This window comes from Pseudochrobactrum sp. XF203, from assembly GCF_020341615.1.
Lineage (GTDB): Bacteria > Pseudomonadota > Alphaproteobacteria > Rhizobiales > Rhizobiaceae > Pseudochrobactrum > Pseudochrobactrum saccharolyticum.
Genome location: NZ_CP084392.1, coordinates 1,243,772 through 1,267,272 on the forward strand (window position 1 = coordinate 1,243,772; position 23,501 = coordinate 1,267,272).

Genomic DNA, 23,501 nt, shown 5'->3' on the forward strand with positions numbered 1-23,501 from the left:
GGTGGAAATCAAGGCAACGGGGGAGCGCAATTGCTCGATAAATTGCCAAAGAAACAACAGGAAAAGAAACCGGCAGCTCAGGCACAGCGTCAGGGCACCGGACCATTCTCCTCACTGGAACGTATGATTGCATGGCGCTATCTGCGTTCCCGCCGTCGCGAGGCTTTTATTTCTGTGATTGCCGGTTTTTCATTCACCGGCATCATGCTCGGCGTGGCCACACTCATCATCGTTATGGCGGTGATGAACGGCTTCCGCACGGAGCTCCTCAACCGTATTCTCGGTATCAACGGCCACCTGATTGTTGCGCCGATCGACAGTCCGCTGGAAGATTACGATCATCTGGTGAAGCGTATGGATGCGCTGCAAGGCGTGAAATTCGCTATTCCGGTCGTTGAAGGTCAGGCTCTGGTGCAGGGCAGTATCGGTGCAGGCACTGGTGCGCTGGTGCGTGGTCTGCGCGAGCAGGATGTGAATAAGCTTGAGCTGATCGCCAAGAATGTGAAATCCGGTACTTTCGCGAGTTTTGATACGTCTGACGGTGTGGCCATTGGTACCCGTATGGCGCAGAATCTCGGTCTGGGCGTGGGCGATGATCTGAAAATCATTTCGCCGGATGGTGACGTAACGCCGTTTGGTGTGAATGCCCGTACAAAGGCCTATCCGATCAAGGCGATCTTCGAGATCGGCATGTCGGAATATGATGCGTCTATTGTGCTGATGCCTTTGGGCGAAGCGCAATTGTTCTTCAATCAGGAAGACCGTGTCCAGTCGATTGAGGTCTTTGCCGATAATCCGGACAAGGTTGATGATCTGCGTGCCGGTGTGGAAGAGGCGGCAGAACGCCCTGTGATGCTGACTGACTGGCGCCAGCGTAATGCCACATTCTTCTCAGCCCTACAGGTTGAGCGTAACGTGATGTTCATGATCCTCACGCTGATCGTTCTGGTGGCGGCACTAAATATTATTTCCGGTCTGATAATGCTGGTGAAAGATAAGGGGCGTGACATCGCGATCCTGCGCACAATGGGCGCAACCCGCGGTGCAATCATGCGTATTTTCCTGATGACCGGTGCGGCGATCGGTGTCACGGGAACGCTGGCAGGCGTGGTGCTCGGCGTTGTCGTGTGCCTCAATGTGGAGCGTATCCGTGCGTTCTTCTCATGGTTGTCGGGCACAACTTTGTTTAATCCGGAGCTTTATTTCCTGAGTCAGCTTCCGGCTGAAATGAATCTCAGTGAAACGCTTTCTGTTATTGGTATGGCGCTGTTCTTGTCATTTATTGCAACGATTTTTCCGGCTTGGCGTGCGGCCAAACTCGATCCTGTTGAAGCGCTGAGGTACGAATAATGGCTGCAATGTCCGGAGAGCCGATCCTCCAGCTGAAAAATGTCTGCCGCAGCTATCATGAAGCAGACCGTGAGCTGACTATTCTTAAAGATGCGAATTTCACGCTGATGCGCGGTGAAATGGTGGCGCTGGTTGCACCATCCGGTGCCGGTAAATCCACCCTGCTGCATACGGCAGGACTGCTGGAAAAGCCGGATTCCGGTGATGTGATATTAGGCAAAACTTCCTGCGCACAGCTGGATGACGATGAACGTACAGCCATGCGCCGCAATGATCTGGGCTTCGTCTATCAGTTCCATCATTTGCTGCCGGAATTTACCGCGCTTGAAAATGTGATGGTGCCGCAAATGTTGCGTGGCCTGTCATCCAAAGTTGCATCACAGCGTGCGCAAAATTTGCTGGATTATATGCGTATCGGGCCCCGCTCTTCGCACCGCCCGTCGGAGTTGTCCGGTGGTGAACAGCAGCGTGTGGCCATTGCCCGTGCAGTTGCTAATGCACCGCTGGTGCTGTTTGCGGATGAACCGACAGGCAATCTCGATCCGTCAACATCATCCTATGTGTTTCAGGCACTGGAGGCGCTGGTGCGTCAGTCCGGCCTGTCTGCGCTGATCGCAACGCATAATCATGATCTGGCACGACGGATGGATCGTTGCGTTACACTGAAAGACGGCAAGATTGTTAATCTCGATTTGAGAAAACCTGCCGCCTGATTGCAAGACAAGCTGAATTATTGAATGCCGTATGCTGAAATATGCATGCGGCATTTTTATTTGTTCTGTAGATACGGAAAAAAGAGCTGCGGCTTAAATAGCTGAAACTACAATCAAAAATAAAACAGGTGCTGTCTGCATAACAAGGTGGCAGATCAGCGGTTCATATTTCACTAACTATAGATGTTTTTACGTGAACAAAGAGGGGTTGACTGCGGAACAATAATGGAACAAATTGCATACATACAGGAACAAATGGAGTTCATATCATGTCTGATCTGGTTCGTGATGTTATGTCATTCATTTCCATCGGTTTGTTTGTAGCAACTTTTGCTATGTGGCTGGCAGCGTTCTGAGGCTGCTCAAAGCCTGATTTAACCAGAGCATGTCGCGGAAAAGTGGGCACCGGTTTTCCTATGCGACATGCGTAAAACAAGAAGATAGAGCGAGCAGAGCGGATAGAATTAAACGCGGCACGCTCTGTGTAAAGATGTAGCTGGCTGAAGATATAGCCAGCTAGAGATATAGCCGACTAGAGATATAGAATGTGTAATGATTGACGGAATGCACTTATGCATCTGGACATCATGACGGCATTGCGGGAAAAAGGATCTGATGAATGGGCGGAGTCTGACAGGCTTCAGTTCATTATCCGGTTTGATTTTCCCGTCTTACAGAACTGTTATTTTTGGAATGCAGTTTCTATGTAAGGCTTTGTACTGCGATACATCACTGCACAAACGGGCAGGCGATGGTTGCAATGACGGAGTATATGCCTTTGCCTTCTGATGTTTCTGCCGTAGCTGCTTCTGAATTACCTGCCGGTGCGCCGGTATTTATTCATTTGCGTACGCATTCGGCTTATTCATTGCTGGAAGGGGCATTGCAAATCGGCAAAATTATCGGCCATGCCAAGGATGATAATGCGCCTGCAATTGCCGTAACAGACACGAATAATCTCTTCGGCGCATTGGAATTTGCGCAGAAGGCGTCGAAAGATGGTGTGCAGCCGATTATCGGCTGTGTTGTTGATATTGCCTTTGGCGACCATCAGCCGGAAGGCCGTGCGATCAACCGCCGCGATGCGCTGGACTTGTCGCCGGTGGTACTGCTGGCTTCCAGTGAGGAAGGCTATGCCAATATGGTGCGGCTGGTCAGCCGTTCCTATCTGGAAACAGAAGCCGGTGATCCGGTGCATATTCGCGCCGACTGGTTACCGGATTTGTCAGAGGATGTGATTTTTCTGACCGGCGGGGCAGAGGGGCCGATTGGCAAACCGCTCAGCAATGAACGGGAAGAGCGTGCGCGCAGCCGCCTTGAGTTTTTAAAAAACATCTTTGGCGACCGTCTTTATGTCGAGTTGCACCGCCAGCGCGGTTATGACCGTGTGCTTGAATCCAAACTGGTTGATCTGGCTTATGAATATGAGCTGCCATTGGTTGCAACCAATGAGGCATTCTTTAAGCAGAGCGGAGATTATGAGGCGCATGATGCTTTGCTGGCGATTGCAGATGGTCAGGTCATTGCATCGGATGACCGCCGCCGTCTGACACCGGATCATTATCTGAAATCCCAGAGCGAAATGGCGGCTTTGTTTGCCGATTTACCGGAGGCTCTGGAAAATACCGTCGAGATTGCACGTCGCTGCCATTGGTACACGCAAACCCGTGCGCCGATCCTGCCACGCTTTACCGGTGAATCCGATGATCCGGAAGCCGCTTTGCAGGCAGAAGCGGATGAAATGGCGCGTCAGGCACGTGAAGGTCTTGAAGAGCGGTTGAAGCTGTTCGGCCTTGCTGAAGGCCATACACATGAAGACTATATTAAACGGCTGGATTATGAGATTTCGATCATCGTCCGCATGAAATTTCCGGGTTACTTCCTGATCGTTTCGGACTTTATTAAATGGGCGAAACTGCAGGATATTCCGGTAGGGCCGGGGCGTGGTTCCGGTGCGGGCTCGTTGGTTGCTTATGCGCTGACAATTACGGACGTGGACCCGCTGCGTTTCTCTCTGCTGTTTGAGCGCTTCCTTAATCCGGATCGTGTGTCGATGCCGGACTTTGATATCGACTTTTGTCAGGATCGCCGTGAAGAGGTGATCCGCTATGTGCAGCAGAAATACGGCCGTGATCAGGTAGCGCAGATTATCACTTTCGGTACGTTGCAGGCGCGTGCGGTTCTTCGCGACGTTGGTCGCGTGCTGCAAATGCCTTACGGGCAGGTCGACAGGCTGTGTAAATTGGTGCCGTCGAACCCTGCCAATCCGGTATCACTCGGACAGGCGATTAATGAAGAGCCGCGCATTAATGAGGAGCGTGAAAAGGAGCCGGTTGTCGGTCGTCTTCTCGATATGTCGCTGAAGCTGGAAGGGCTTTATCGTCACGCTTCCACGCACGCTGCAGGTATTGTTATCGGTGACCGGCCATTGTCTGAACTGGTGCCGATGTATCGCGATCCGCGCTCCGATATGCCTGTCACCCAGTTCAATATGAAATGGGTTGAGCAGGCCGGTCTAGTAAAGTTCGACTTTCTTGGTCTGAAAACGCTGACGGTTCTGAATACGGCTGTGAAGCTGATTGCCCGTAAAGGCGTCGATATCGATCTGCAAACGCTGCCGTTTGACGATAAGCTGACTTATGAAATGCTGTCGCGCGGTGAAACGGTCGGCGTGTTTCAGGTGGAATCGGTGGGTATGCGTAAAGCGCTCATCGGGATGAAACCTGACCGTATTGAGGATATTATTGCGCTTGTGGCGCTCTATCGTCCGGGTCCGATGGAGAATATTCCAACCTATAATGCGCGCAAGCATGGTGAGGAGGAGATTGCCTCTATTCACCCGAAAATCGACCATCTGGTGAAGGAAACGCAGGGCGTTATCGTTTATCAGGAGCAGGTGATGCAGATCGCGCAGGAGCTTTCCGGCTATTCGCTTGGTGAAGCGGATTTGCTGCGCCGCGCGATGGGTAAGAAAATCCGCGAGGAAATGGACAAGCAGCGCGTCCGTTTCGTTGACGGCGCGATTGAAGGCGGTGTCGGCAAGGCGCAGGCCAATACGATTTTCGATCTGCTTGCCAAATTTGCTGACTATGGTTTCAACAAATCCCACGCTGCGGCTTATGCGATTGTTTCTTATCATACTGCCTATCTGAAGGCGCATTATCCGGCAGAGTTTCTCGCCGCGTCGATGACCTATGATATGAACAACACGGAAAAGCTCAATGATTTCCGTCGTGATGCCTTGCGTCTTGGTATTGAGGTGGTGCTGCCGTCGGTCATGACATCCTACCGCCCGTTTGAGGTAGGCGAAGGTAAGATTTTCTATTCGCTGGCCGCGATCAAAGGCGTTGGTGATGCTGCCGTTGAGCATATTGTTGAAAAGCGGAAAGAAAAACCGTTTGAAAGCCTTGAGGATTTCTGTGAGCGCGTTGATCCGCGCATGGTCAACCGCCGTGTGTTTGAAAGCCTGATTAATGCCGGTGCGCTGGATTGTTTCGGTGTAGATCGTTCAGCTTTGAGTTCCGGTATGGATAGCCTAATGGCCTATACTCAGCGCACGCAGGAAAATGCCAATAGCGGGCAGTCGGATATTTTTGGCACCGGTCTGGTGCCGAAAGAAAAGCTGCAATTGCCAGTGGTAACACCTTGGACATCATCAGAGAAACTGCATCGCGAATTGCAGGCCGCAGGCTTCTATCTCTCCGCGCATCCGCTGGATGATTATAATGAAGCACTGCAGAAAATGCGCGTTCAGAGCTGGGCTGATTTCTCCAATGCGGTGAAGAAAGGCGCAACCAACGGTCGTCTTGCCGGTACGGTTATCAGCAAGCAGGAGCGCAAGACCAAGACCGGCAATAAGATGGGCATCATCGCCTTTTCTGATGCGACAGGTCAGTTTGAATCGGTGCTGTTTTCAGAGGCGCTTCAGCAATTCCGCGATCTGCTGGAACCCGGTCGCTCGGTAGTAATTACTGTTTCCGCTGAGAACCGGCCGGAAGGTGTGAGCCTGCGCATTGCCACGGTCGTGTCGCTTGAGGATGAGGCCAGCCGACTGCAAAAGGCACTGCGTCTGTTTCTGCGCAATAGCGATGCGCTCGATCAGATCGTGCCTTACTTCAAAACCCGTGGTGACGGCGAGGTCAGCTTTATCGTGATCAAGGATAATGGTCAGCGTGAGGTGGAGGTTGCTTTGCCGGATCGCTACCGCATCAGCCCGCAGATAGCCAGCGCGATGAAGGCCATCAGCGGTGTGGTCGATGTGGAACTCATCAGCTGATCGCTGACTATTATTCATCTTGAGACTCAATATATGTTTCGTATATAGTATGTATATGAAGCATATGTGAGGCCTTATGGGTATTGTGAATATTGAAGACGAGTTGCATGAGCAGCTGCGTCTTGCGAGCAAGGTGACCTGCCGTTCTATTAATGCGCAGGCTGCTTTCTGGATTAAGATCGGCATGCTGTGCGAGACCAATCCGACGCTCAGTTTTTCAGAGATTATGCGTCGTGAGCTGAATGCTGCCGGTGTTGCTGTTTCATCGCTGGGCATGAGTGAAGCATGATTAAGCAACCACAGGAACTGGCGCTGATGGCTGAGGCGGGGCGTTTGCTGGCCTCTGTCTTTGATATGCTGGATAAAACGCCGCTTGAAGGTGTCTCAACGCTTGAGATCAACGACAAAGTCGAGCGCTTTATCATTGAGGATTTACAATCCCGTCCGGCGAGTAAAGGCCAGTATGGCTACGGTTTTGTGTTGAATTCTTCTGTCAATCATGTGGTTTGTCACGGTGTGCCGTCACAAACGGATGTGCTGAAAAGCGGTGATATTGTCAATTTTGACATTACACTGGAGAAGAACGGCTATATCGCGGATTCCAGCAAAACCTATTGTGTCGGCGAGGTGAATGCTGCCGCTAAAAGGCTGGTGCGCACAGCCTATGAAGCGATGTGGATGGGTATTGCTGCTGTGCGTCCGGGTGCGCGGATCGGCGATATCGGCTGGGCAATCGAGCATCACGCCAAGCGCAACGGCTATTCGGTTGTGCATGATTATTGCGGTCACGGTATCGGACGAGAAATGCATGAGGAACCGCAAATTCTCAATTTTGGCAAACCCGGAACCGGCCTGTTTCTGCAGCAAGGAATGGTTTTCACCATTGAGCCAATGCTCAATCAGGGGCGGCGCAATGTAAAGACCGAAGCGGATGAGTGGACTGTCACCACAAAGGACGGGTTACTCTCGGCTCAGTTCGAGCATACGGTTGCAGTGACCGCAACAGGCGTGTCGGTGCTGACCCTGCGTGCAGATGAAAAGAACTCACCGCAGGCTAAGCGTCTCGGCTTGATTCCTGCCTGATATAAAAAGCCCGCTTTTAGCGGGCTTTTTCATTTTATGTTTTAATATGCTGCTGTGAAGCGCTGACGGATATGTTTGCCCTGTGCTGCTTCATCAAGAATGGCGACAGCCAGATCGCCGACGGTGATTTTACTTTCACCTTTGTCGTCAAAAACCGGAGAATCTGTGCCAAGACGGAATGTGCCGGTGGCTTCACCCGGCACCAGCAGAATTGCCGGTGAGACAAAAGACCAGTCCAGTTCATTCTCGGTTTTCAGATCATTGAGTGCCTGACGGGCACCCAGCGCACCTTCTTTATATTCCGCCGGAAATTCAGGGGAATCCACCAGCTGAGCGCCGTTGATTTCAAGGCTGCCTGCGCCGCCAACGGCGATCAGGCGTTTGATGCCGGCTTTTTTCACAGCTTCAGTGATAGATTTGCTGCCTTTGATGTGAATATTGCGGATGTCGGCTTCCTGCCAACCCGGATTATAGGCGGAGATCACCAGATCATGGCCTTTCAACAGTGCAGCCAGTCCGTCTGTGTCCAGAACATCGGCTTTCCCGGCGGTGACATTGGCATTGGCAGCGATTTTTTCCGGATGGCGCACAAGTGCGCTCACCTGATGGCCGCGTTTCACGGCTTCATTAAGCAGGGCTGTACCGACATAACCGCTGGCGCCGATGATTGCGATTTTTGACATAGGACTTACCTCATATTATAAGATTGATAAGAATTATTTTTAATCAGGTTACGATAAGTAACTATGTAATATGATTTGAAATGACTGTGAAGAATGCACTTTAAAGTCAGTAAGTCACTTCAAAGTAACCACCTGCAAATGCGCGCTTTACCGTTCAATTTTACGGTTGCGTGCAATGAAGGAGAAGGCAATGACCTCTCAGATGAATGCCGTTCTGAAGAAAAATTCAGCAGAGTCACCGCATGATGATGGAAAAAATACCCCGCCGATTCTGGCTGATACCGCAGGATTCGCCGAGGACGAAAACGGCACCTGTCCGATCCGTGAAGTGCTGGATCGGGTGGGGGATACATGGAGCCTGCTGGTTATTCTCAATCTTCAGCAGGGTACAATCCGCTTCAATGCGCTGCGCCGTCTGATCGAGGGCATTTCGCAGCGCATGCTCACAGTGACTTTGCGCTCATTGGAGCGTGACGGTTTGGTGTTGCGCACTGTACGTCCGACTTCACCGCCGGAAGTGGAATATTCGCTGACTGCATTGGGAATGTCGCTGGCAAAACCGATTGACAGTCTGGGACAATGGGCGGTCGATAACCGTCATGTCATGCGTGAGGAGCGGGCACGTTTCGATGCGCAACAATAAATCAAAGGCGCATTGTCAGAGCGTATCCCGAAAACTGAGAACCGGTTTTTGGATAAGATACGCGTAAAACCAAGAGATAGAACGAGCGCCGTGATCCGGTTTGAATGCAGGTCGCTTTAGCAATGCGCCTTCCTTTCTTATCGTGTTATTTTTTCACGGTAACGGATACAGAGCGGACTTTGTTTTTGCTGACACTGCAGTCGACTGTAATTACATCCCATGCAGCACTGCCGTTGCGCTGACGGGCTTCGCCGTTGAGCCTGACGGTTACATTGCCGTTGTTGCGGTTCAGTTGCGCAGCATCATAATCGGCTTGCGTAAAGCCGAAGCGGTCATATTTATATTTCTTGTTTTTGGTCAGATCATGCGCTGTTGCAGAGCATAAAGCGGTTTCCGGCTTTGCCTTGCTGTCATTGATGGCCAGATTGTAATTGGCTTTAAAGTCAGAGCTCTGTTTTGGCACAGCTTCCGCCTGAACAAGGGAGGATGAGCCGATAAGAGAAATTATTACAACAGAGGCTTTAAAAGGAAGAGTTAACATAGCAAATCCTGCCGGTTATTGATTGAATGTAATATACCTGTTGATCGTGATGATCTGATTAATATTGGTTCTTAAAATATCGCTGAAAACTATGATCTATTTTGGTGTAAATGAGGGTTAAAAGCTGCCTTCTATATCGTTTTACAGTAATATGTATCGAGAATTCTCTGTTCCTCACTTCAAAAACATTTCCAATGATGTGGGGTGTTAAGAATAAACAAGTAAAAGAAATGAAGCCACCATCAGCGGAGGAATGAATAAGGCCGCAGCAGTGAGAATATTTGAAACAGGCCGGTGAATTGAAATCTTCTTTTTATAAAACTCAAAATTTCTCACGGATTTTATAGTTTGATAGAGTAGCAGATAGGTGCATATGGCGATAAACCCGATGTTCCAGCCTGATAATTGAGCCGGTGTCGGCCGCCCGGGAACGCCGAGTATCCACGGGATAATGAGAAGGCCGCACAAAACAGCGATTACATCAGGATATATGCGTATTATAAATTTTATCATGCCGATCTCTGTTCTTGGAATGCCGCATATTTAAGTTGAGGCAAGATTCAAGGAATGGCAATGTTGCAACGCAAGAAACCGGCATGTGTTTTGAAACATAAGTGGCCGGTTTCGGATCAAGATACGGAAACAAGCCGCTGTCTGCGCCGCAGGCCTTGACAAGACAGGCTTTCACTCCTTAAAAGCCGCTCAGGATTTCAGGGCGTCTTTACAGATTCCCCGTATCTGTTGACGTGTCCCGTGAATAATTGCCACATTCGCTGTCGCAATATTCTGTCAGTCTTCACAACAAGAAGGCAGAGGAGGGCGCGTTTCCTTCGAGCGAGGCAGACAAGCTGCCGCGCCGGTAAAACTTTTAAAGGGAAATGCGATGAGTAAGCGCGAATCTTCCAAATATAAAATTGATCGTCGTCTTGGTGAAAACATCTGGGGTCGTCCTAAATCCCCTGTAAACCGTCGTGAATACGGCCCGGGCCAGCACGGTCAGCGCCGTAAGGGCAAGCTGTCCGACTTCGGTATTCAGCTGCGCGCAAAGCAGAAGCTGAAAGGCTTCTACGGCGATATCTCCGAAAAGCAGTTCCGTAAAACTTACGAAGAAGCTGCTCGTCGTAAAGGCGATACCGGTGAAAACCTGATCGGTCTGCTGGAAAGCCGTCTGGACGCAGTTGTATACCGCGCCAAATTCGTACCGACCATTTTTGCTGCCCGTCAGTTCATCAACCACGGTCACGTAAACGTAAACGGTCGTCGCGTTAACATTCAGTCCTACCGCCTGAAGGCTGGTGACGTTGTTGAAGTTCGCGAAAAGTCCAAGCAGCTGGTTATCGTTCTGGAAGCTGTTCAGCTCGCAGAACGCGATGTTCCTGACTACATCGTTGCTGACCACGGCAAGCTGACTGCAACATACAGCCGCGTTCCAGGCCTGTCCGACGTTCCATACGCCGTTCAGATGGAACCAAATCTGGTTGTTGAATATTACTCCCGTTAATCGTGAGTATGGCGGAATTATCCGCTGTGAAATCAGAGCCGCTGCGGATTTCCGCGGCGGCTTTTTTGTTTTGGATAAGCTATCTTTCCCTTTCTTCGGGGAGCTGCCTTATGTATTGTCACGCAAACTGTAAGAAAAAAATCTGGAGTGCAGGTCTATGGCAGGCTCAGTCAATAAAGTTATTCTCGTCGGTAATCTCGGAGCGGATCCTGAAATCCGCCGTCTGAACTCCGGTGAGCCGGTTGCAAACCTGCGTATCGCAACATCGGAAAGCTGGCGCGACCGCCAGTCCGGTGAGCGTAAGGACAAGACCGAATGGCACAGCGTTGTAATCTTCAACGAAAATCTGGCCAAAGTTGCAGAACAGTATCTGAAAAAAGGCGCCAAGGTTTACATTGAAGGTCAGTTGCAGACCCGCAAATGGACAGACCAGAACGGCAATGAACGCTACACAACTGAAATCGTGTTGCAGAAATTCCGCGGTGAGTTGCAGATGCTCGACAGCCGTGGCGAAGGCGGCGGCGGTGGCGGCGGCCGTTTTGAAGGCAGCGGCAGCGGCGGTGATCGCTTTGCCGGTGGCGGCGGTTCATCGCGCGGCGGTGACTATGGCAGCAGCGGCGGCGGTAATGATTTCGGCCGTTCCAGCCCGCAGCAGCAGTCCGGCGGTTTCAGCCATGATTTGGATGATGATATTCCGTTCTGAGATTTATTCTCTCAAAAAGAAAAGCCCGCGTTTGACGCGGGCTTTTTTTGTTTAGCTTCCTACAATCAATGACCTGATACCATCCGCCACAAATTGCACAGCCAGAGCCGCAAGGATAACGCCGAGCAGGCGGGTGAGGATGGAGCGGCCTGTCTCTCCCAGAAAGCGATCCACGCGCTCTGCGAGCAGGAATACGATGTAAGAAAGCACGATACAGGCGAGCAGAATGCCGAGCAAAGCAAGTCTGCTGCCAATGGTCGGAAATGTACCGCCGAGAAGGACTGTGGCGGAAATAGCGCCCGGGCCGGCAATCAGCGGAATGGCCAGCGGGAAGGCGGCAACATTGCGGATATGGTCTTTGGTGATGGCGACCGTCGCGCTTTTCTCATGGCGTTCCTGACGGCGCTCAAAGATCATTTCAAATGCGATCCAGAACAGCAAAAGACCACCGGCAACGCGGAACGCGCCGAGCGTGATGCCGAACAACATCAGAATTTGTGCGCCGGCAATGGCAAAGAGCGCGAGGATGATAAAGGCGATGATGCTGGCGCGTTTGGCAACCTGTGCCCGTTCGCGGCGATCCATGCCGGTGGTAACGGCAAGAAATAACGGTGCAAGCCCCGGCGGATCAATGGTTACGAGCAGTGTGACAAAGGCGCTGAAGAGACTGTCATAAAAGCTCATCCGTGTTCCTGTTCTTGTTCTTTATGAATGATTGTAAGAATTATGCCTGTCTTTGCCGTATAAGCGCAAGATGGTTCTTGTGCCGGTTCTGAAAGGCCGATTGATGAAGTATTCTGATGCATTTGCCCCCGTCCCGAACGGGAAACAAGAATATTCTCTGATTTATGCGTGACAGGGTGATAAATATGCCAAAAAAGCACAAAATCGGCTATATTTGGTGTGTATGAAGGCCGCCGCAAGGCAGTCGAAATTTCGTGATTTTGATGTTATGGGATAGAGTACAATCTATCAAAACTAATCGATTCTTTATGAAAGATATTTGAATAGTGACAGACCTTACTCCGCCGCCCGGTTCAGACGAATTTAACGGCATTGAACCGATTTCTATTGTGGAGGAGATGCAGCGGTCCTACCTCGATTACGCTATGAGCGTTATCGTCAGCCGCGCGCTTCCTGATGTTCGTGACGGGTTGAAGCCGGTCCACCGGCGTATTCTCCATGCCATGAATGAGATGGGGCTCGCCTGGAACCGCTCCTACCGTAAATCTGCCGGTGTCGTCGGTGAAGTGATGGGTAAATACCATCCGCATGGTGACGCCTCTATCTATGATGCGCTGGTGCGTATGGCGCAGGACTTCTCCATGCGCGAACCACTGGTTGACGGGCAGGGTAACTTCGGTTCCATCGACGGCGACAGTGCCGCTGCGATGCGTTATACCGAGTGCCGTCTGGAAAAAGTTTCCTCGGTTCTGCTCGAAGATATCGACAAGGACACTGTTGATTTTCAGGACAATTATGATGGCCGCGAACAGGAGCCTAAAGTGCTTCCGGCGCGCTATCCGAACCTGCTGGTCAATGGTTCCGGTGGTATCGCTGTTGGTATGGCCACCAATATTCCTCCGCATAATTTAGGTGAAGTGATCAATGGCTGTATTGCCCTGATCGATAATCCTGAAATGTCGCTGGAAGAAATGATCGAGATCATTCCGGGGCCCGATTTCCCGACCGGTGGTTTGATCCTCGGCCGTTCCGGCATTTATTCGGCTTACAGCACCGGTCGCGGTTCTGTGCTGATGCGTGGCCGTGTGACCATCGAGCCGATGCGCAATGACCGCGAATCCATCGTGATCACGGAAATTCCGTATCAGGTCAATAAAGCGAGCATGATCGAGAAAATGGCCGAACTGGTACGCGACAAGCGTATTGAAGGCATTTCCGATCTGCGCGACGAATCTGACCGTGACGGTTACCGCGTGGTTGTTGAACTGAAGCGCGATGCCAATGCTGATGTGGTGCTGAACCAGCTTTACCGCTACACCCCGCTGCAGACCTCTTTCGGCTGCAATATGGTGGCGCTGAATGGTGGTAAGCCGCAACTTCTGACCTTGATGGAAGTGCTGAATGCTTTTGTGCATTTCCGTGAGGAAGTTGTCAGCCGCCGCACCAAATTCCTGCTGAATAAAGCCCGCGAACGTGCGCATGTCTTGGTTGGTCTGGCGATTGCCGTTGCCAATATCGACGAAATTATTGCACTGATCCGCCGTGCGCCGGATCCTGCAACGGCGCGTGAGCAGTTGATGACACGCCGCTGGCCTGCAGCCGATATCGCACCGCTGATCCGTCTGATCGACGATCCGCGTCATGTGCTGAATGATGACAGCACCTATAATCTGTCGGAAGAGCAGGCACGCGCTATTCTTGAACTGCGCCTGCAGCGCCTGACAGCTCTCGGCCGTGATGAAATCGCTGATGAACTGAACAAGATCGGCGAAGAAATCAAAGACTACCTGTCTATTCTGGCATCACGTGAGCGCATTCTCGGCATTGTTAAGGATGAAATGGCTGCGGTTCGTGATGAATTTGCTACGCCACGCCGTACTGAGCTGACCCTTGGCGGCGCTGAAATGGATGATGAAGACCTCATCGCCCGTGAAGATATGGTCGTCACCGTCAGCCATGCCGGTTACATCAAGCGTGTGCCGCTGAATACCTATCGTGCGCAGCGTCGTGGTGGTAAAGGCCGTTCAGGTATGGCGACGAAGGACGAGGATTTTGTTACCCGTCTGTTTGTGGCCAATACCCATACGCCGGTACTGTTCTTCTCCTCACGCGGTATCGTCTATAAAGAAAAAGTCTGGCGTCTGCCGATCGGTACTCCGCAATCCCGCGGTAAGGCATTGATTAATATGCTGCCTTTGCAGCAGGGTGAACGTATCACCACGATCATGCCATTGCCTGAGGATGAGGCAAGCTGGGCAGAACTCGACGTGATGTTTGCCACAACGCGCGGTACTGTGCGCCGTAACAAGCTGTCCGATTTCGTTCAGGTTAACCGCAATGGTAAGATTGCGATGAAGCTGGAAGAAGAGGGCGATGAAATCCTCTCGGTCGATACTTGTACGGTTAATGACGACGTGCTGCTCACCGCTGCCGGCGGCCAGTGTATCCGTTTCCGTGTGGATGATGTGCGCGTCTTTGCCGGTCGTAATTCGATTGGTGTACGCGGTATCAATCTGGCTGACGGCGATAAAGTTATCTCCATGGCCATTCTTGAGCATGTGGAAGCGACACCGGCTGAGCGTACAGCCTATCTGAAGCGCGCTGTTGCAGAGCGCCGCAGCCTTGGTTCAGATGATGTGGAAGATATCGCAGTTGTCGGCGAAGACGTAACCGAAGATGCGGAACTCAATGATGAGCGCTATGAAGAGCTGAAAGCCCATGAGCAGACTGTTCTGACAGTCAGCGAGTTCGGTTACGGCAAGCGTTCTTCGTCCTATGAATTCCGTATTTCCGGCCGTGGCGGTAAAGGTATCCGCGCTACAGATACATCGAAGACAGATGAAATCGGTGCGCTGGTTGCGCTGTTCCCTGTGGAAGCAAGCGACCAGATTCTGCTGGTGTCGGATGGCGGTCAGCTGATCCGTGTGCCGGTTGGCGGCATCCGCATTGCCGGTCGCTCCACCAAGGGCGTTACCATCTTTAACACCGCTGATGGTGAAAAGGTTGTGTCTGTAGAACGGATTTCTGAAACCGATGATGAAGAGGATGAAACCTCGGAAACCGCCGGTGATCAGACACCGGTTCAGGAAACGCCCCAAACGGGCGGTGATGAACCTGCCGCAGAATAAGTTCTGAAACAAAAAACGCCCCGTCATTTTGACGGGGCGTTTTTTATTGTGCTCACATAAAGAAAAAGGCGGTGTCTTCTCACACCGCCTTGAAATAAAAGCCTGGACTGGAGGTTCCGGCTGCAACTGCCCTCTGATTAAAGAGGTATTTTGTATCTATTTAGGCCTGATTTAGGCGAAACCAAGATATTATCACTTCACTTATGCGTGTGTAATGCGCTTTGATCTGGTGCCGCGGGCGACACGCCGTACAGAGCGCAGGTCGAAGACGGATTTCTGATTGCTCAGACGCCTGGAGGCACTTTCTTCGATCATCAGGATAATGGCTGCAAACATCATCGCGACGATCATTGAGATTGCGAGAATAAATAGCATCATCATTTTATCCTTTCGCTTATATTACGCGCAAGCGACACAAAGGTTGCATAAAATCTTTCATTTTGTGGCATGTGAGATCTGTGCGGTTACTGTGTTGCCGGTAATATAGGCGTTTTCACTTGAATTATTTCTGACCGGTCTATTCATGCTAGGTTCACTTTGGGAGCGCGTAAACCTATGCTTTTGATGTAAGACTGAGGCTTAGAGCGGTTCTTGCGCCGCTCTTTGCTGAACCCGTTATGTACTTCGCTTTAGAGATTGAAATTGGTCGGTATAATGATTAATTCATAGGGTATGAAAACAGCTCTCTATGCAGGATCATTTGATCCGGTCACCAATGGTCATCTTGATGTTCTGCGCGGGGCTCTCGGGCTGGCTGACAAGGTGATTGTTGCTATCGGCGTCCATCCGGGCAAAGCCCCGATGTTCAGCTTTGAAGAGCGGGTTGAGCTGCTGCGCGAAGCCGGAGAGCAGGCTTTCGGCAAAGATAATAGCCGTATTGATTATACCAGTTTCAGCGGTCTGGTGGTGGACACTGCCAGAAGTTTCAATGCAACACTGATGGTGCGCGGTTTACGCGATGCCACTGATTTTGATTATGAAATGCAGATGGCCGGTATGAATGCGGGGCTGGCAGCGGATGTGCAGACTGTGTTTTTGCCCGCTTCCCCCGATGTGCGTTTTATTACTGCCACACTGGTGCGCCAGATTGCGGCAATGGGGGGCGATGTCAGCCGCTTCGTGCCGCCTGTTATCGAAAAAGCCCTAAAGCATAAGCTTAAAAAATAAGAATTTAGCTTCACACAGGAAAAATCATGTCCTTTTTGCGTAAATTACTGGCCGTCACAGCCTTTCTCGCATTTTCAGCAACTGCCGCTTTGCAGCCGGTCAATGCGCAGGCCGCAGACCCTGAAAATACAGTGGTTCTGACTCTGAAAGACGGTGATGTCGTTATTGAACTGCGTCCTGATCTGGCTCCGAAACATGCGGAGCAGATCAAGAAACTGGTGCGCGATGGTGCTTATAACGGCGTTGTGTTCCACCGCGTGATTGACGGTTTTATGGCGCAGACCGGTGATGTAGAGTTCGGTAATGCGGATAAGGACTATAATCCGGGTCGCGCAGGCACCGGCGGTTCTTCCTATGGTAATATTCCGGCAGAATTCTCCAAGCAGCCATTTGTGCGCGGCACCGTCGGCATGGCACGCAGCTCATCGCCGGATTCTGCCAATTCGCAGTTTTTCATCATGTTTGATGAAGGCTCGTTCCTGAACGGCCAGTATACTGTTGTCGGTGAGGTCGTCAGCGGCATGGAAACCGTCGATAAAATCAAAAAAGGCAGCAAATCTGCCAATGGCGCGGTTGATAATCCTGACCGTATCGTTAAAGCCATTGTTCTGGCCGATCGTAAGTAATTCTACTTTAAACGCGGCTGTCTGAGTTGCAGCCTGAAAAATCTACAGGAGAAGCCCCATGGCTTATAAAGATCCGGAAAATACACTGGTACTGGAAACCACTAAAGGTACAGTTGCAATCGAACTCTATCCAGATCTGGCACCAGGTCATGTTGCCCGTATTAAAGAGCTGGCACGTGAAGGCGCTTATGACGGCGTTGTATTTCACCGCGTGATCGATGGTTTCATGGCGCAGACCGGCGACGTGAAGTTCGGTAAACAGGGCGGTTCCAGCTTCAACCCATCCCGCGCCGGTATGGGCGGTTCAGACAAGCCTGACCTGAAAGCAGAATTCACCAATACCAAGCACGTACGCGGTACCTGCTCGATGGCACGCAGCCAGAACCCGAACTCGGCTAACTCCCAGTTCTATATCTGCTTTGCTGATGCACCTTGGCTGGATCGCCAGTACTCCGTATGGGGTCAGGTTATTGAAGGCATGGACAATGTTGACAAGATCAAGCGCGGTGAGCCGGTAACTGATCCGGATTCAATTACTACTGCAAAAATCGCTGCTGATCTGTAATTTCTGATCTGTCAGCTTGCTGATTTGAGGGGCGCGTTATGGTTCAAGCCGTAACGCGCCCTTTATTTTTTGCCCGCTGTTCTGTATGGCAGGGCAATGCGAATTTTAGAAAAATTTGAACTCCCCGAAATTGAGGCCAGTGATGCGCGTCGATCTGTTTGATTTTGACCTGCCGGAAGAGCGCATTGCGCTGCGTCCGGTTATCCCGCGCGATCATGCAAAACTGTTGCGCGTCATTCCGGATCAGCCTTTGCAGGATCTGCATGTCGGCGATCTGCCGGATTTGCTGCGCGAAGGTGATGCGCTGGTTTTCAATGATACCAAAGTTATTCCGGCGCAGCTTGAGGGTACGCGTGAGCGTGACGGCACAGTCGCAACCGTGAGTGCGACCTTGCATATGCGCACCGGCGCTGACCGCTGGAAAGCATTTTTGCGCCCTGCAAAGCGCGTGAAGGAAGGCGAGCGCATTCGTTTCGGCCATTCGGGTTCCAGCTGTTTTTTAGGCACGCTGGATGCTCTGGTTGCAGAAAAGCACGACAGCGGTGAAGTGCTGCTGGTGTTTGATGTCTCCGGTGCCGTGCTGGATGAAGCGATTGCTTCGGTCGGTCATATTCCGCTGCCGCCTTATATCGCGTCCAAACGGGCGGAAGATGCGCAGGACAGACAGGATTATCAAACTGTCTATGCGCGTGAAGAGGGGGCTGTCGCAGCACCAACTGCCGGTCTGCATTTCACACCGGAGCTGCTGGAGCGTATCCGCGCCAAGGGCGTGGAAGAGCATTTTGTGACCCTGCATGTAGGTGCAGGCACCTTCCTGCCGGTGAAAGCGGATGATACTGCCGATCACAAAATGCATGCGGAAATCGGCTATGTCTCAGAGGAAACCGCAGCAGCACTCAATCATGTGCATGAGCGGGGCGGGCGGATTATCTCTGTCGGCACGACGTCGCTGCGCCTGATTGAGAGCGCAACCGGTGAGGACGGCATTATCCGTCCTTGGTCAGGCGCGACCGATATCTTCATCACACCCGGCTATAAGTTCCGTGCGATTGATATGCTGATGACCAATTTCCATCTGCCGCGCTCGACATTGTTCATGCTGGTCTCGGCTTTCAGCGGTTTCGAGACAATGCAGGCGGCCTATGCCCATGCCATCAACAATGAATACCGGTTTTATTCCTATGGCGATGCCAGCCTTCTGACGCGTCGCGACGCCTGAGCAGTTTCAGGAAAAGTGGAAGCCGGTTTTCCGTCCGAAACTGCGAAAAATAATACTAAGAGATTTTGATATGACTAGTGAAAATTTTGAATTTAAAGTGCTGGCAACAGACGGCAAAGCACGGCGCGGTGAAATTACTATGCCGCGCGGCACTATCCGCACACCGGCCTTTATGCCGGTTGGCACCGCAGGCACCGTCAAAGCCATGTATATGGATCAGGTCAAAGACCTTGGCGCGGATATCATCCTCGGCAATACCTATCACCTGATGCTGCGTCCGGGTGCCGAGCGCGTGGCACGCCTTGGCGGTTTGCATGAGTTTGGCGGCTGGCAGGGGCCAATCCTGACCGATTCCGGCGGTTTTCAGGTGATGTCACTGGCACAGTTGCGCAAGCTGACAGAGCAGGGCGTTACCTTCCGCTCGCATATTGACGGCCGCGCTTATGAAATGTCGCCGGAGCGTTCCATTGAAATTCAGGGGCTGCTCGATAGCGATATTCAGATGCAGCTCGACGAATGTACCGCACTGCCTGCATCCTTCAATGTGATGCAGAAGGCAATGGAGCTGTCACTGCGTTGGGCTGAGCGTTGTAAAGTGGCCTTCGGCGATCAGCCGGGCAAGGCGATGTTCGGTATTGTGCAGGGCGGCGATAATGTGCAGCTGCGCGAGCAATCCGCACAGGCGCTGAAGGATATGGATCTCAAAGGCTATGCCGTTGGTGGTCTGGCTGTTGGTGAGCCGCAGCAGGTAATGCTGGATATGCTGGATGTGACCTGTCCGATCCTGCCGCACGAAAAACCACGCTATCTGATGGGCGTTGGTACACCGGATGATATGCTGAAATCGGTTGCGCGCGGCATTGATATGTTCGACTGCGTTATGCCAACCCGTGCAGGCCGCCACGGTCTGGCCTTTACCCGTCGCGGTAAGGTGAACCTGCGTAATGCGCGTCATGCGGAAGATCATCGCCCGCTGGATGAAATGTCTACCTGTCCGGCATCAAGCCAATATAGCCGCGCTTATCTGCATCATCTGGTGAAATCGAATGAGGCGCTGGGCGGTATGCTGCTGACATGGAACAATCTGCATTATTATCAGTATCTGATGCAGGGTATCCGTGATGCGATTGAAGCGGGTCGCTTCAATGACTTCTTCGAAGAGACGACAGCGGAATGGGCCAAAGGCGATATTTCGCCTCTGTAACAGGCAATAAAAAAGCGGGAGAAATCCCGCTTTTTTATTTTGTGTTGCGCGCTGTGACAGCCCAGACCCGATGGGGAATTGCCAGAGGGTCTTCAGGAAAACCTTTCAGTAAAACTTGAGAGAGTTCACTGTCAAAACGAACCGTTTCTTCAGCTGACAGGCTGGCTTTTACACCCGCGCTTGCACGAATACGCCCGCGCCATGCTTCATGGCTGTAATAAACCGGCAGATCAAATGAGAAGGTTTCAATCGTAGAGAAACCAGCTTCTGCCAGATCCTGTAATCATTGCGGATAAATTCCGCTGCCACCGCCCATTGTCCATTTCGGATTGTATTTCAGAATAAGCTGTTCTGTTGCTTCAACAACATTCCCTGCAAAGGGCAACCAGTCGAAATGAGCGATAATGATACGGCCATGAGGTTTCAGAACCCGTTTTGCTTCTTGAGCCGCTTTCGGACGATCAAACCAGTGCCAGCATTGTCCGGCTGTCAAAAGATCAAAACTATCATTCGCTTCGGTAAGGCTCTCGGCTGAGCCTGTCCGGTAATGGGTGTTAACTCCTGTGTCTCTGTCCAGTTCTGTAGCTTCATCAAGCAAGGCCTGCGCCGGATCAACACCGGTAACAATCAGCCCTTTTTGTGCAAGGCCGCGGGCGACGGTGCCGGTTCCTGTGCCAATATCAAGCGCTGTTTGTGCAGGGCTGATATAGTTTTTCGCGCTTAAAGCATCGAAAAACTTCGGCGGAAAACCGGCACGAAAATTCCGGTAATCAGAGGCAGTTTTGCCAAAATCAATGGTTTTGCCAAAGGATTGAGTAGCTTGAATATTCTGCTTACCGGTCATAGTGCTCCACAGGTCGTATAAAATTATTCCGCTGCTTCTTTTGCTGCCTCCAGCAAGTCGCTGATCATATCCAGTGTCATCTCGTCAAAATGCGAGATGATGCGGCTTGGCTCAAAATGCGAGACATGCAGATCGGTATAGCCGAAATCAACGGCAATCACCGGAATACCGGCAGCTTTGGCCGCGTCAATATCGGCGCGGCTGTCGCCAACCATAACCGCCTGATAACGGTCGCCTTTGGCCTGCGCAATTGTATCCGTCAGATGGCGCGGATCAGGCTTGCGGTAAGGGAAGGTATCCTGTCCGCAGATCGCGGCAAAGCGATGCGCTTCACTCATGCGCTCCAGCAATGCCTTGGCACTGATTTCAAACTTGTTGGTGCAGACAGCAAGGACATAACCTGCGGCACTCAGCCGGTCGAGACTGTTCAGCACACCGGGGTAAAAGGCTGACTTGCCCGGCATATTGCCGTTATAATGCTCCATAAACAGGGCAAACAGCGTTTTCATATCCTCATCCGTCAGCTGACGGTTTTGTGCCTGATAAGCACGCTCAATCATCACTTTCGCACCGGAACCGACAAATTTACGCAGAGAGACCGGATCGGCAGGTGTCAGACCACCGGCAATCAGACAGTGATTGAGGCTGTCGAGCAAATCCGGAGCTGTATCTACCAGTGTGCCGTCGAGATCAAAGACGATAACTGGTTGCGCTGTGGTGGTTGCGGAGGAATGAGACATATCTGCCCTTTGGCTTATCGCTATTTTACAGAACACGGCACGGAAAGTGTGCGGCATTGGCAAAACCTACCTGAAATGCGGCTTATTGATAGTCTTTTTCGCTAAATAGATGAAATGGGAACAATAATATATTTGCCGCGCGTGATGCTCGTGCTACAGCAGTGCGGAAATAAGCAGCATTAACGGTGTTTTGCGCGACTACCGCGCGTGGCCTGTTAAGGCATAAAGCGTTTCGCAGCCAAAGCTGCAAATGGAAATACGGGAAGCAGATTTATGAGTTCAGTTGATCCGCGTCAGTTGAAAATTGCCGCCGCCGCTGAGGCTTTAACCCATGTGAAAAGCGGTATGAAGCTCGGTATCGGTACCGGCTCCACAGCTGAGGAATTCGTGCGTTTGCTGGCCGTTAAGGTGGCTGAAGGCTTCGAAATCATCGGCGTGCCGACCTCTGAACGCACCGCTGCTTTGTGCGCTGAACTGGGCGTTCCGCTGACTACGCTGGAAGAAACCCCGCATCTTGATCTCACTATCGACGGTGCAGATGAAGTGGATGGCGATCTGTCGCTGATTAAGGGCGGCGGCGGTGCTTTATTGCGCGAGAAAATTGTCGCTGCCGCATCTGATGCTATGATCGTTATTGCTGACGAATCAAAAGTTGTGGACACACTCGGCCGCTTCCCGCTGCCGGTTGAAGTGAACCGTTTTGGTCTGGCCGCAACAAAGCTGGCAATTGAAAAGGCTATTGCCGGCCTCGGATTGGAAGCGCCGTTGAATCTTCGCATGAAAGACGGCGAAATTTTCGTAACGGACGGCGGACATTATATTCTTGATGCATCTTTTGGCCGTATTCCGGATACAAAAGCATTATCAGACGCACTCTTCGCCATTCCGGGTGTTGTAGAGCATGGTTTGTTTATCGGGCTTGCGCGTGCTGCGATTATTGCAGGCACATCAGGCATCCGTACATTGTCGTAATTTTAAATACATATCTGTCGGCTATTGCCGGAACAAACAGATTTCACGCCGTACAGAACGGTGTAAAGTGAATAAAAAACGGAGTATTGACCATATGACCAAGGCAACTGGCTATCGCCGTCTTATTGCGCCGCTGGCGGCGCTTACAGTACTGGCTGGTGTCAATCTCGCGCAGGCTCAGGAGGCTTCGCAGTCTCATCTGGCAGCCGCGCGTGCTGCAATTGCTGCAATCGGCGCTACCGAACAGTTTGACGGCATTCTGCCACGTGCAGCACAGGCTCTGAAATCTGAGCTGATCCAGAAAGACCCGAATCTCGAAGCAATCATCACCAAAACAGTTGATGATAAGGCTCTGGCACTGGCTGCCCGCCGCTCCGATCTGGAAACCGAAGCTGCCCGTGCCTATGCAAATTCTTTCAGTGAAGATGAACTGAAAGCAATCAGCGGCTTCTATACATCCGAAGCCGGTAAGAAACTGATTTCTGAAGGCCCGATTGTAACCCGTGAAGTGCTGAAGGCTGCTGAAGTCTGGCAGAACGGCGTTGCCCGTGATCTGGCTATGCAGGTTGGTGAAGTGCTGGCGAAAGCTGCCGGCAGTGCAGCTCCGGCTGCTGCTGAATAATTCAGTCTCAATGACAGAAAAAGCCCGGTCCGAGTGCCGGGCTTTTTTATTGCATATTATTTGGCACGTTGAGCTTGTGACTTTACTGTATTTCCAGCAAAACTGTGTGGGATGATACGTAAAAACAATGAGTTACATCAGTTTCAATGATTCAGTCTTAAATTTGACTGTTGTAACGTTCTGTAACGGTTCCTCTTGTTAAGCCATTGTGCCGGTAACATATTCGGATAACGCGTA

General features: G+C 51.5%; 22 protein-coding genes. 16 read left to right on the top strand and 6 right to left on the bottom strand.

The window, feature by feature from the left end:
- Positions 1 to 123 precede the first annotated feature (123 nt).
- The 5 genes from LDL70_RS05515 to map all read left to right on the top strand — a co-directional run bounded on the left by LDL70_RS05515 (position 124) and on the right by map (position 7,422).
- Complete coding sequence (locus tag LDL70_RS05515; RefSeq protein ID WP_225688404.1) at positions 124 to 1,350, top strand: lipoprotein-releasing ABC transporter permease subunit; 1,227 nt, start codon at positions 124 to 126, stop codon at positions 1,348 to 1,350.
- Positions 1,351 to 1,358: 8 nt separating this feature from the next.
- Positions 1,359 to 2,063, top strand: a complete 705-nt coding sequence (locus tag LDL70_RS05520) for an ABC transporter ATP-binding protein (protein ID WP_225688406.1) — start codon at positions 1,359 to 1,361, stop codon at positions 2,061 to 2,063.
- A 772-nt stretch (positions 2,064 to 2,835) separates the two neighbouring features.
- The gene (dnaE, locus tag LDL70_RS05525) at positions 2,836 to 6,339 is read left to right on the top strand and encodes a DNA polymerase III subunit alpha (protein WP_225687653.1); all 3,504 of its coding nucleotides are present in this window, start codon (positions 2,836 to 2,838) and stop codon (positions 6,337 to 6,339) included.
- Positions 6,340 to 6,415: 76 nt separating this feature from the next.
- Entirely contained in the window at positions 6,416 to 6,628 is a 213-nt protein-coding gene (locus LDL70_RS05530) for a ParD-like family protein (RefSeq protein WP_121992721.1), read from the top strand.
- On the top strand, positions 6,625 to 7,422 hold the full coding sequence (map, locus tag LDL70_RS05535; protein WP_225687655.1) for a type I methionyl aminopeptidase: 798 nt from the start codon (positions 6,625 to 6,627) through the stop codon (positions 7,420 to 7,422). The genes LDL70_RS05530 and map overlap by 4 nt, the downstream gene beginning before the upstream one ends.
- A gap of 41 nt (positions 7,423 to 7,463) precedes the next feature.
- On the opposite strand, the gene LDL70_RS05540 is transcribed toward map, so the two are convergent.
- Positions 7,464 to 8,105: an NAD(P)-dependent oxidoreductase gene (locus LDL70_RS05540; RefSeq protein ID WP_225687657.1), complete on the bottom strand. Its 642-nt coding sequence runs from the start codon at positions 8,103 to 8,105 to the stop codon at positions 7,464 to 7,466.
- Positions 8,106 to 8,295: 190 nt separating this feature from the next.
- On the opposite strand from LDL70_RS05540, the gene LDL70_RS05545 reads away from it, so the two are divergent.
- Positions 8,296 to 8,748, top strand: a complete 453-nt coding sequence (locus tag LDL70_RS05545) for a helix-turn-helix domain-containing protein (RefSeq protein ID WP_225687659.1) — start codon at positions 8,296 to 8,298, stop codon at positions 8,746 to 8,748.
- 145 nt (positions 8,749 to 8,893) lie between these two features.
- Here the strand turns inward: LDL70_RS05545 and LDL70_RS05550 are convergent, their stop codons facing one another.
- On the bottom strand, positions 8,894 to 9,289 hold the full coding sequence (locus tag LDL70_RS05550) for a BspC domain-containing protein (protein ID WP_225687661.1): 396 nt from the start codon (positions 9,287 to 9,289) through the stop codon (positions 8,894 to 8,896).
- Between the two features lie 883 nt (positions 9,290 to 10,172).
- On the opposite strand from LDL70_RS05550, the gene rpsD reads away from it, so the two are divergent.
- Together rpsD and LDL70_RS05560 are read left to right on the top strand one after the other, a co-directional pair.
- A complete protein-coding gene (rpsD, locus tag LDL70_RS05555; RefSeq protein ID WP_022711609.1) occupies positions 10,173 to 10,790 on the top strand; it encodes a 30S ribosomal protein S4 in 618 nt (205 codons plus the stop codon).
- Positions 10,791 to 10,947: 157 nt separating this feature from the next.
- Positions 10,948 to 11,493 (top strand): single-stranded DNA-binding protein, encoded by a 546-nt coding sequence (locus tag LDL70_RS05560; RefSeq protein WP_151159299.1) that lies wholly within the window; start codon positions 10,948 to 10,950, stop codon positions 11,491 to 11,493.
- Positions 11,494 to 11,544: 51 nt separating this feature from the next.
- Here LDL70_RS05560 and LDL70_RS05565 read toward each other — a convergent pair whose 3' ends face one another.
- Positions 11,545 to 12,177 (bottom strand): MarC family protein, encoded by a 633-nt coding sequence (locus tag LDL70_RS05565; RefSeq protein WP_022710390.1) that lies wholly within the window; start codon positions 12,175 to 12,177, stop codon positions 11,545 to 11,547.
- A gap of 398 nt (positions 12,178 to 12,575) precedes the next feature.
- Between LDL70_RS05565 and gyrA the strand changes: the two genes are divergently transcribed.
- Entirely contained in the window at positions 12,576 to 15,305 is a 2,730-nt protein-coding gene (gene gyrA, locus LDL70_RS05570) for a DNA gyrase subunit A (RefSeq protein WP_370637808.1), read from the top strand.
- Between the two features lie 201 nt (positions 15,306 to 15,506).
- Here gyrA and LDL70_RS05575 read toward each other — a convergent pair whose 3' ends face one another.
- Complete coding sequence (locus tag LDL70_RS05575) at positions 15,507 to 15,686, bottom strand: hypothetical protein (protein WP_022710388.1); 180 nt, start codon at positions 15,684 to 15,686, stop codon at positions 15,507 to 15,509.
- 291 nt (positions 15,687 to 15,977) lie between these two features.
- Between LDL70_RS05575 and coaD the strand changes: the two genes are divergently transcribed.
- The 5 genes from coaD (at position 15,978) to tgt (ending at position 20,086) form a co-directional block, all read left to right on the top strand.
- Complete coding sequence (gene coaD, locus LDL70_RS05580) at positions 15,978 to 16,472, top strand: pantetheine-phosphate adenylyltransferase (protein ID WP_225687664.1); 495 nt, start codon at positions 15,978 to 15,980, stop codon at positions 16,470 to 16,472.
- A gap of 26 nt (positions 16,473 to 16,498) precedes the next feature.
- Positions 16,499 to 17,098 carry a peptidylprolyl isomerase gene (locus LDL70_RS05585; RefSeq protein WP_116088116.1) on the top strand — a complete coding sequence of 200 codons (600 nt, stop codon included), beginning with the start codon at positions 16,499 to 16,501 and terminating at the stop codon, positions 17,096 to 17,098.
- A 58-nt stretch (positions 17,099 to 17,156) separates the two neighbouring features.
- Positions 17,157 to 17,663 (top strand): peptidylprolyl isomerase, encoded by a 507-nt coding sequence (locus tag LDL70_RS05590; RefSeq protein ID WP_220159508.1) that lies wholly within the window; start codon positions 17,157 to 17,159, stop codon positions 17,661 to 17,663.
- Between the two features lie 142 nt (positions 17,664 to 17,805).
- The gene (gene queA / locus LDL70_RS05595; RefSeq protein WP_225687665.1) at positions 17,806 to 18,882 is read left to right on the top strand and encodes a tRNA preQ1(34) S-adenosylmethionine ribosyltransferase-isomerase QueA; all 1,077 of its coding nucleotides are present in this window, start codon (positions 17,806 to 17,808) and stop codon (positions 18,880 to 18,882) included.
- A gap of 70 nt (positions 18,883 to 18,952) precedes the next feature.
- Positions 18,953 to 20,086, top strand: coding sequence for a tRNA guanosine(34) transglycosylase Tgt (tgt, locus tag LDL70_RS05600; RefSeq protein WP_116088114.1), 1,134 nt, complete (start codon positions 18,953 to 18,955; stop codon positions 20,084 to 20,086).
- Between the two features lie 283 nt (positions 20,087 to 20,369).
- On the opposite strand, the gene LDL70_RS05605 is transcribed toward tgt, so the two are convergent.
- Positions 20,370 to 20,930, bottom strand: a complete 561-nt coding sequence (locus LDL70_RS05605; protein WP_225687666.1) for a class I SAM-dependent methyltransferase — start codon at positions 20,928 to 20,930, stop codon at positions 20,370 to 20,372.
- Positions 20,931 to 20,953: 23 nt separating this feature from the next.
- Entirely contained in the window at positions 20,954 to 21,670 is a 717-nt protein-coding gene (locus LDL70_RS05610) for an HAD family hydrolase (RefSeq protein ID WP_225687667.1), read from the bottom strand.
- Between the two features lie 273 nt (positions 21,671 to 21,943).
- Between LDL70_RS05610 and rpiA the strand changes: the two genes are divergently transcribed.
- Both rpiA and LDL70_RS05620 read left to right on the top strand, forming a co-directional pair.
- Positions 21,944 to 22,642, top strand: coding sequence for a ribose-5-phosphate isomerase RpiA (rpiA, locus tag LDL70_RS05615; protein ID WP_022710380.1), 699 nt, complete (start codon positions 21,944 to 21,946; stop codon positions 22,640 to 22,642).
- A 94-nt stretch (positions 22,643 to 22,736) separates the two neighbouring features.
- Positions 22,737 to 23,264 (top strand): DUF2059 domain-containing protein, encoded by a 528-nt coding sequence (locus tag LDL70_RS05620; RefSeq protein ID WP_022710379.1) that lies wholly within the window; start codon positions 22,737 to 22,739, stop codon positions 23,262 to 23,264.
- Positions 23,265 to 23,501: the final 237 nt, after the last annotated feature.

Coding starts and splice junctions, on each gene's coding strand:
- LDL70_RS05515 (WP_225688404.1), top strand. CDS start 124: ATGATTGCATGGCGCTATCTGCGTTCCCGCCGTCGCGAGGCTTTTATT.
- LDL70_RS05520 (WP_225688406.1), top strand. CDS start 1,359: ATGTCCGGAGAGCCGATCCTCCAGCTGAAAAATGTCTGCCGCAGCTAT.
- dnaE (WP_225687653.1), top strand. CDS start 2,836: ATGCCTTTGCCTTCTGATGTTTCTGCCGTAGCTGCTTCTGAATTACCT.
- LDL70_RS05530 (WP_121992721.1), top strand. CDS start 6,416: ATGGGTATTGTGAATATTGAAGACGAGTTGCATGAGCAGCTGCGTCTT.
- map (WP_225687655.1), top strand. CDS start 6,625: ATGATTAAGCAACCACAGGAACTGGCGCTGATGGCTGAGGCGGGGCGT.
- LDL70_RS05540 (WP_225687657.1), bottom strand. CDS start 8,105: ATGTCAAAAATCGCAATCATCGGCGCCAGCGGTTATGTCGGTACAGCC.
- LDL70_RS05545 (WP_225687659.1), top strand. CDS start 8,296: ATGACCTCTCAGATGAATGCCGTTCTGAAGAAAAATTCAGCAGAGTCA.
- LDL70_RS05550 (WP_225687661.1), bottom strand. CDS start 9,289: ATGTTAACTCTTCCTTTTAAAGCCTCTGTTGTAATAATTTCTCTTATC.
- rpsD (WP_022711609.1), top strand. CDS start 10,173: ATGAGTAAGCGCGAATCTTCCAAATATAAAATTGATCGTCGTCTTGGT.
- LDL70_RS05560 (WP_151159299.1), top strand. CDS start 10,948: ATGGCAGGCTCAGTCAATAAAGTTATTCTCGTCGGTAATCTCGGAGCG.
- LDL70_RS05565 (WP_022710390.1), bottom strand. CDS start 12,177: ATGAGCTTTTATGACAGTCTCTTCAGCGCCTTTGTCACACTGCTCGTA.
- gyrA (WP_370637808.1), top strand. CDS start 12,576: ATGCAGCGGTCCTACCTCGATTACGCTATGAGCGTTATCGTCAGCCGC.
- LDL70_RS05575 (WP_022710388.1), bottom strand. CDS start 15,686: ATGATGATGCTATTTATTCTCGCAATCTCAATGATCGTCGCGATGATG.
- coaD (WP_225687664.1), top strand. CDS start 15,978: ATGAAAACAGCTCTCTATGCAGGATCATTTGATCCGGTCACCAATGGT.
- LDL70_RS05585 (WP_116088116.1), top strand. CDS start 16,499: ATGTCCTTTTTGCGTAAATTACTGGCCGTCACAGCCTTTCTCGCATTT.
- LDL70_RS05590 (WP_220159508.1), top strand. CDS start 17,157: ATGGCTTATAAAGATCCGGAAAATACACTGGTACTGGAAACCACTAAA.
- queA (WP_225687665.1), top strand. CDS start 17,806: ATGCGCGTCGATCTGTTTGATTTTGACCTGCCGGAAGAGCGCATTGCG.
- tgt (WP_116088114.1), top strand. CDS start 18,953: ATGACTAGTGAAAATTTTGAATTTAAAGTGCTGGCAACAGACGGCAAA.
- LDL70_RS05605 (WP_225687666.1), bottom strand. CDS start 20,930: ATGACCGGTAAGCAGAATATTCAAGCTACTCAATCCTTTGGCAAAACC.
- LDL70_RS05610 (WP_225687667.1), bottom strand. CDS start 21,670: ATGTCTCATTCCTCCGCAACCACCACAGCGCAACCAGTTATCGTCTTT.
- rpiA (WP_022710380.1), top strand. CDS start 21,944: ATGAGTTCAGTTGATCCGCGTCAGTTGAAAATTGCCGCCGCCGCTGAG.
- LDL70_RS05620 (WP_022710379.1), top strand. CDS start 22,737: ATGACCAAGGCAACTGGCTATCGCCGTCTTATTGCGCCGCTGGCGGCG.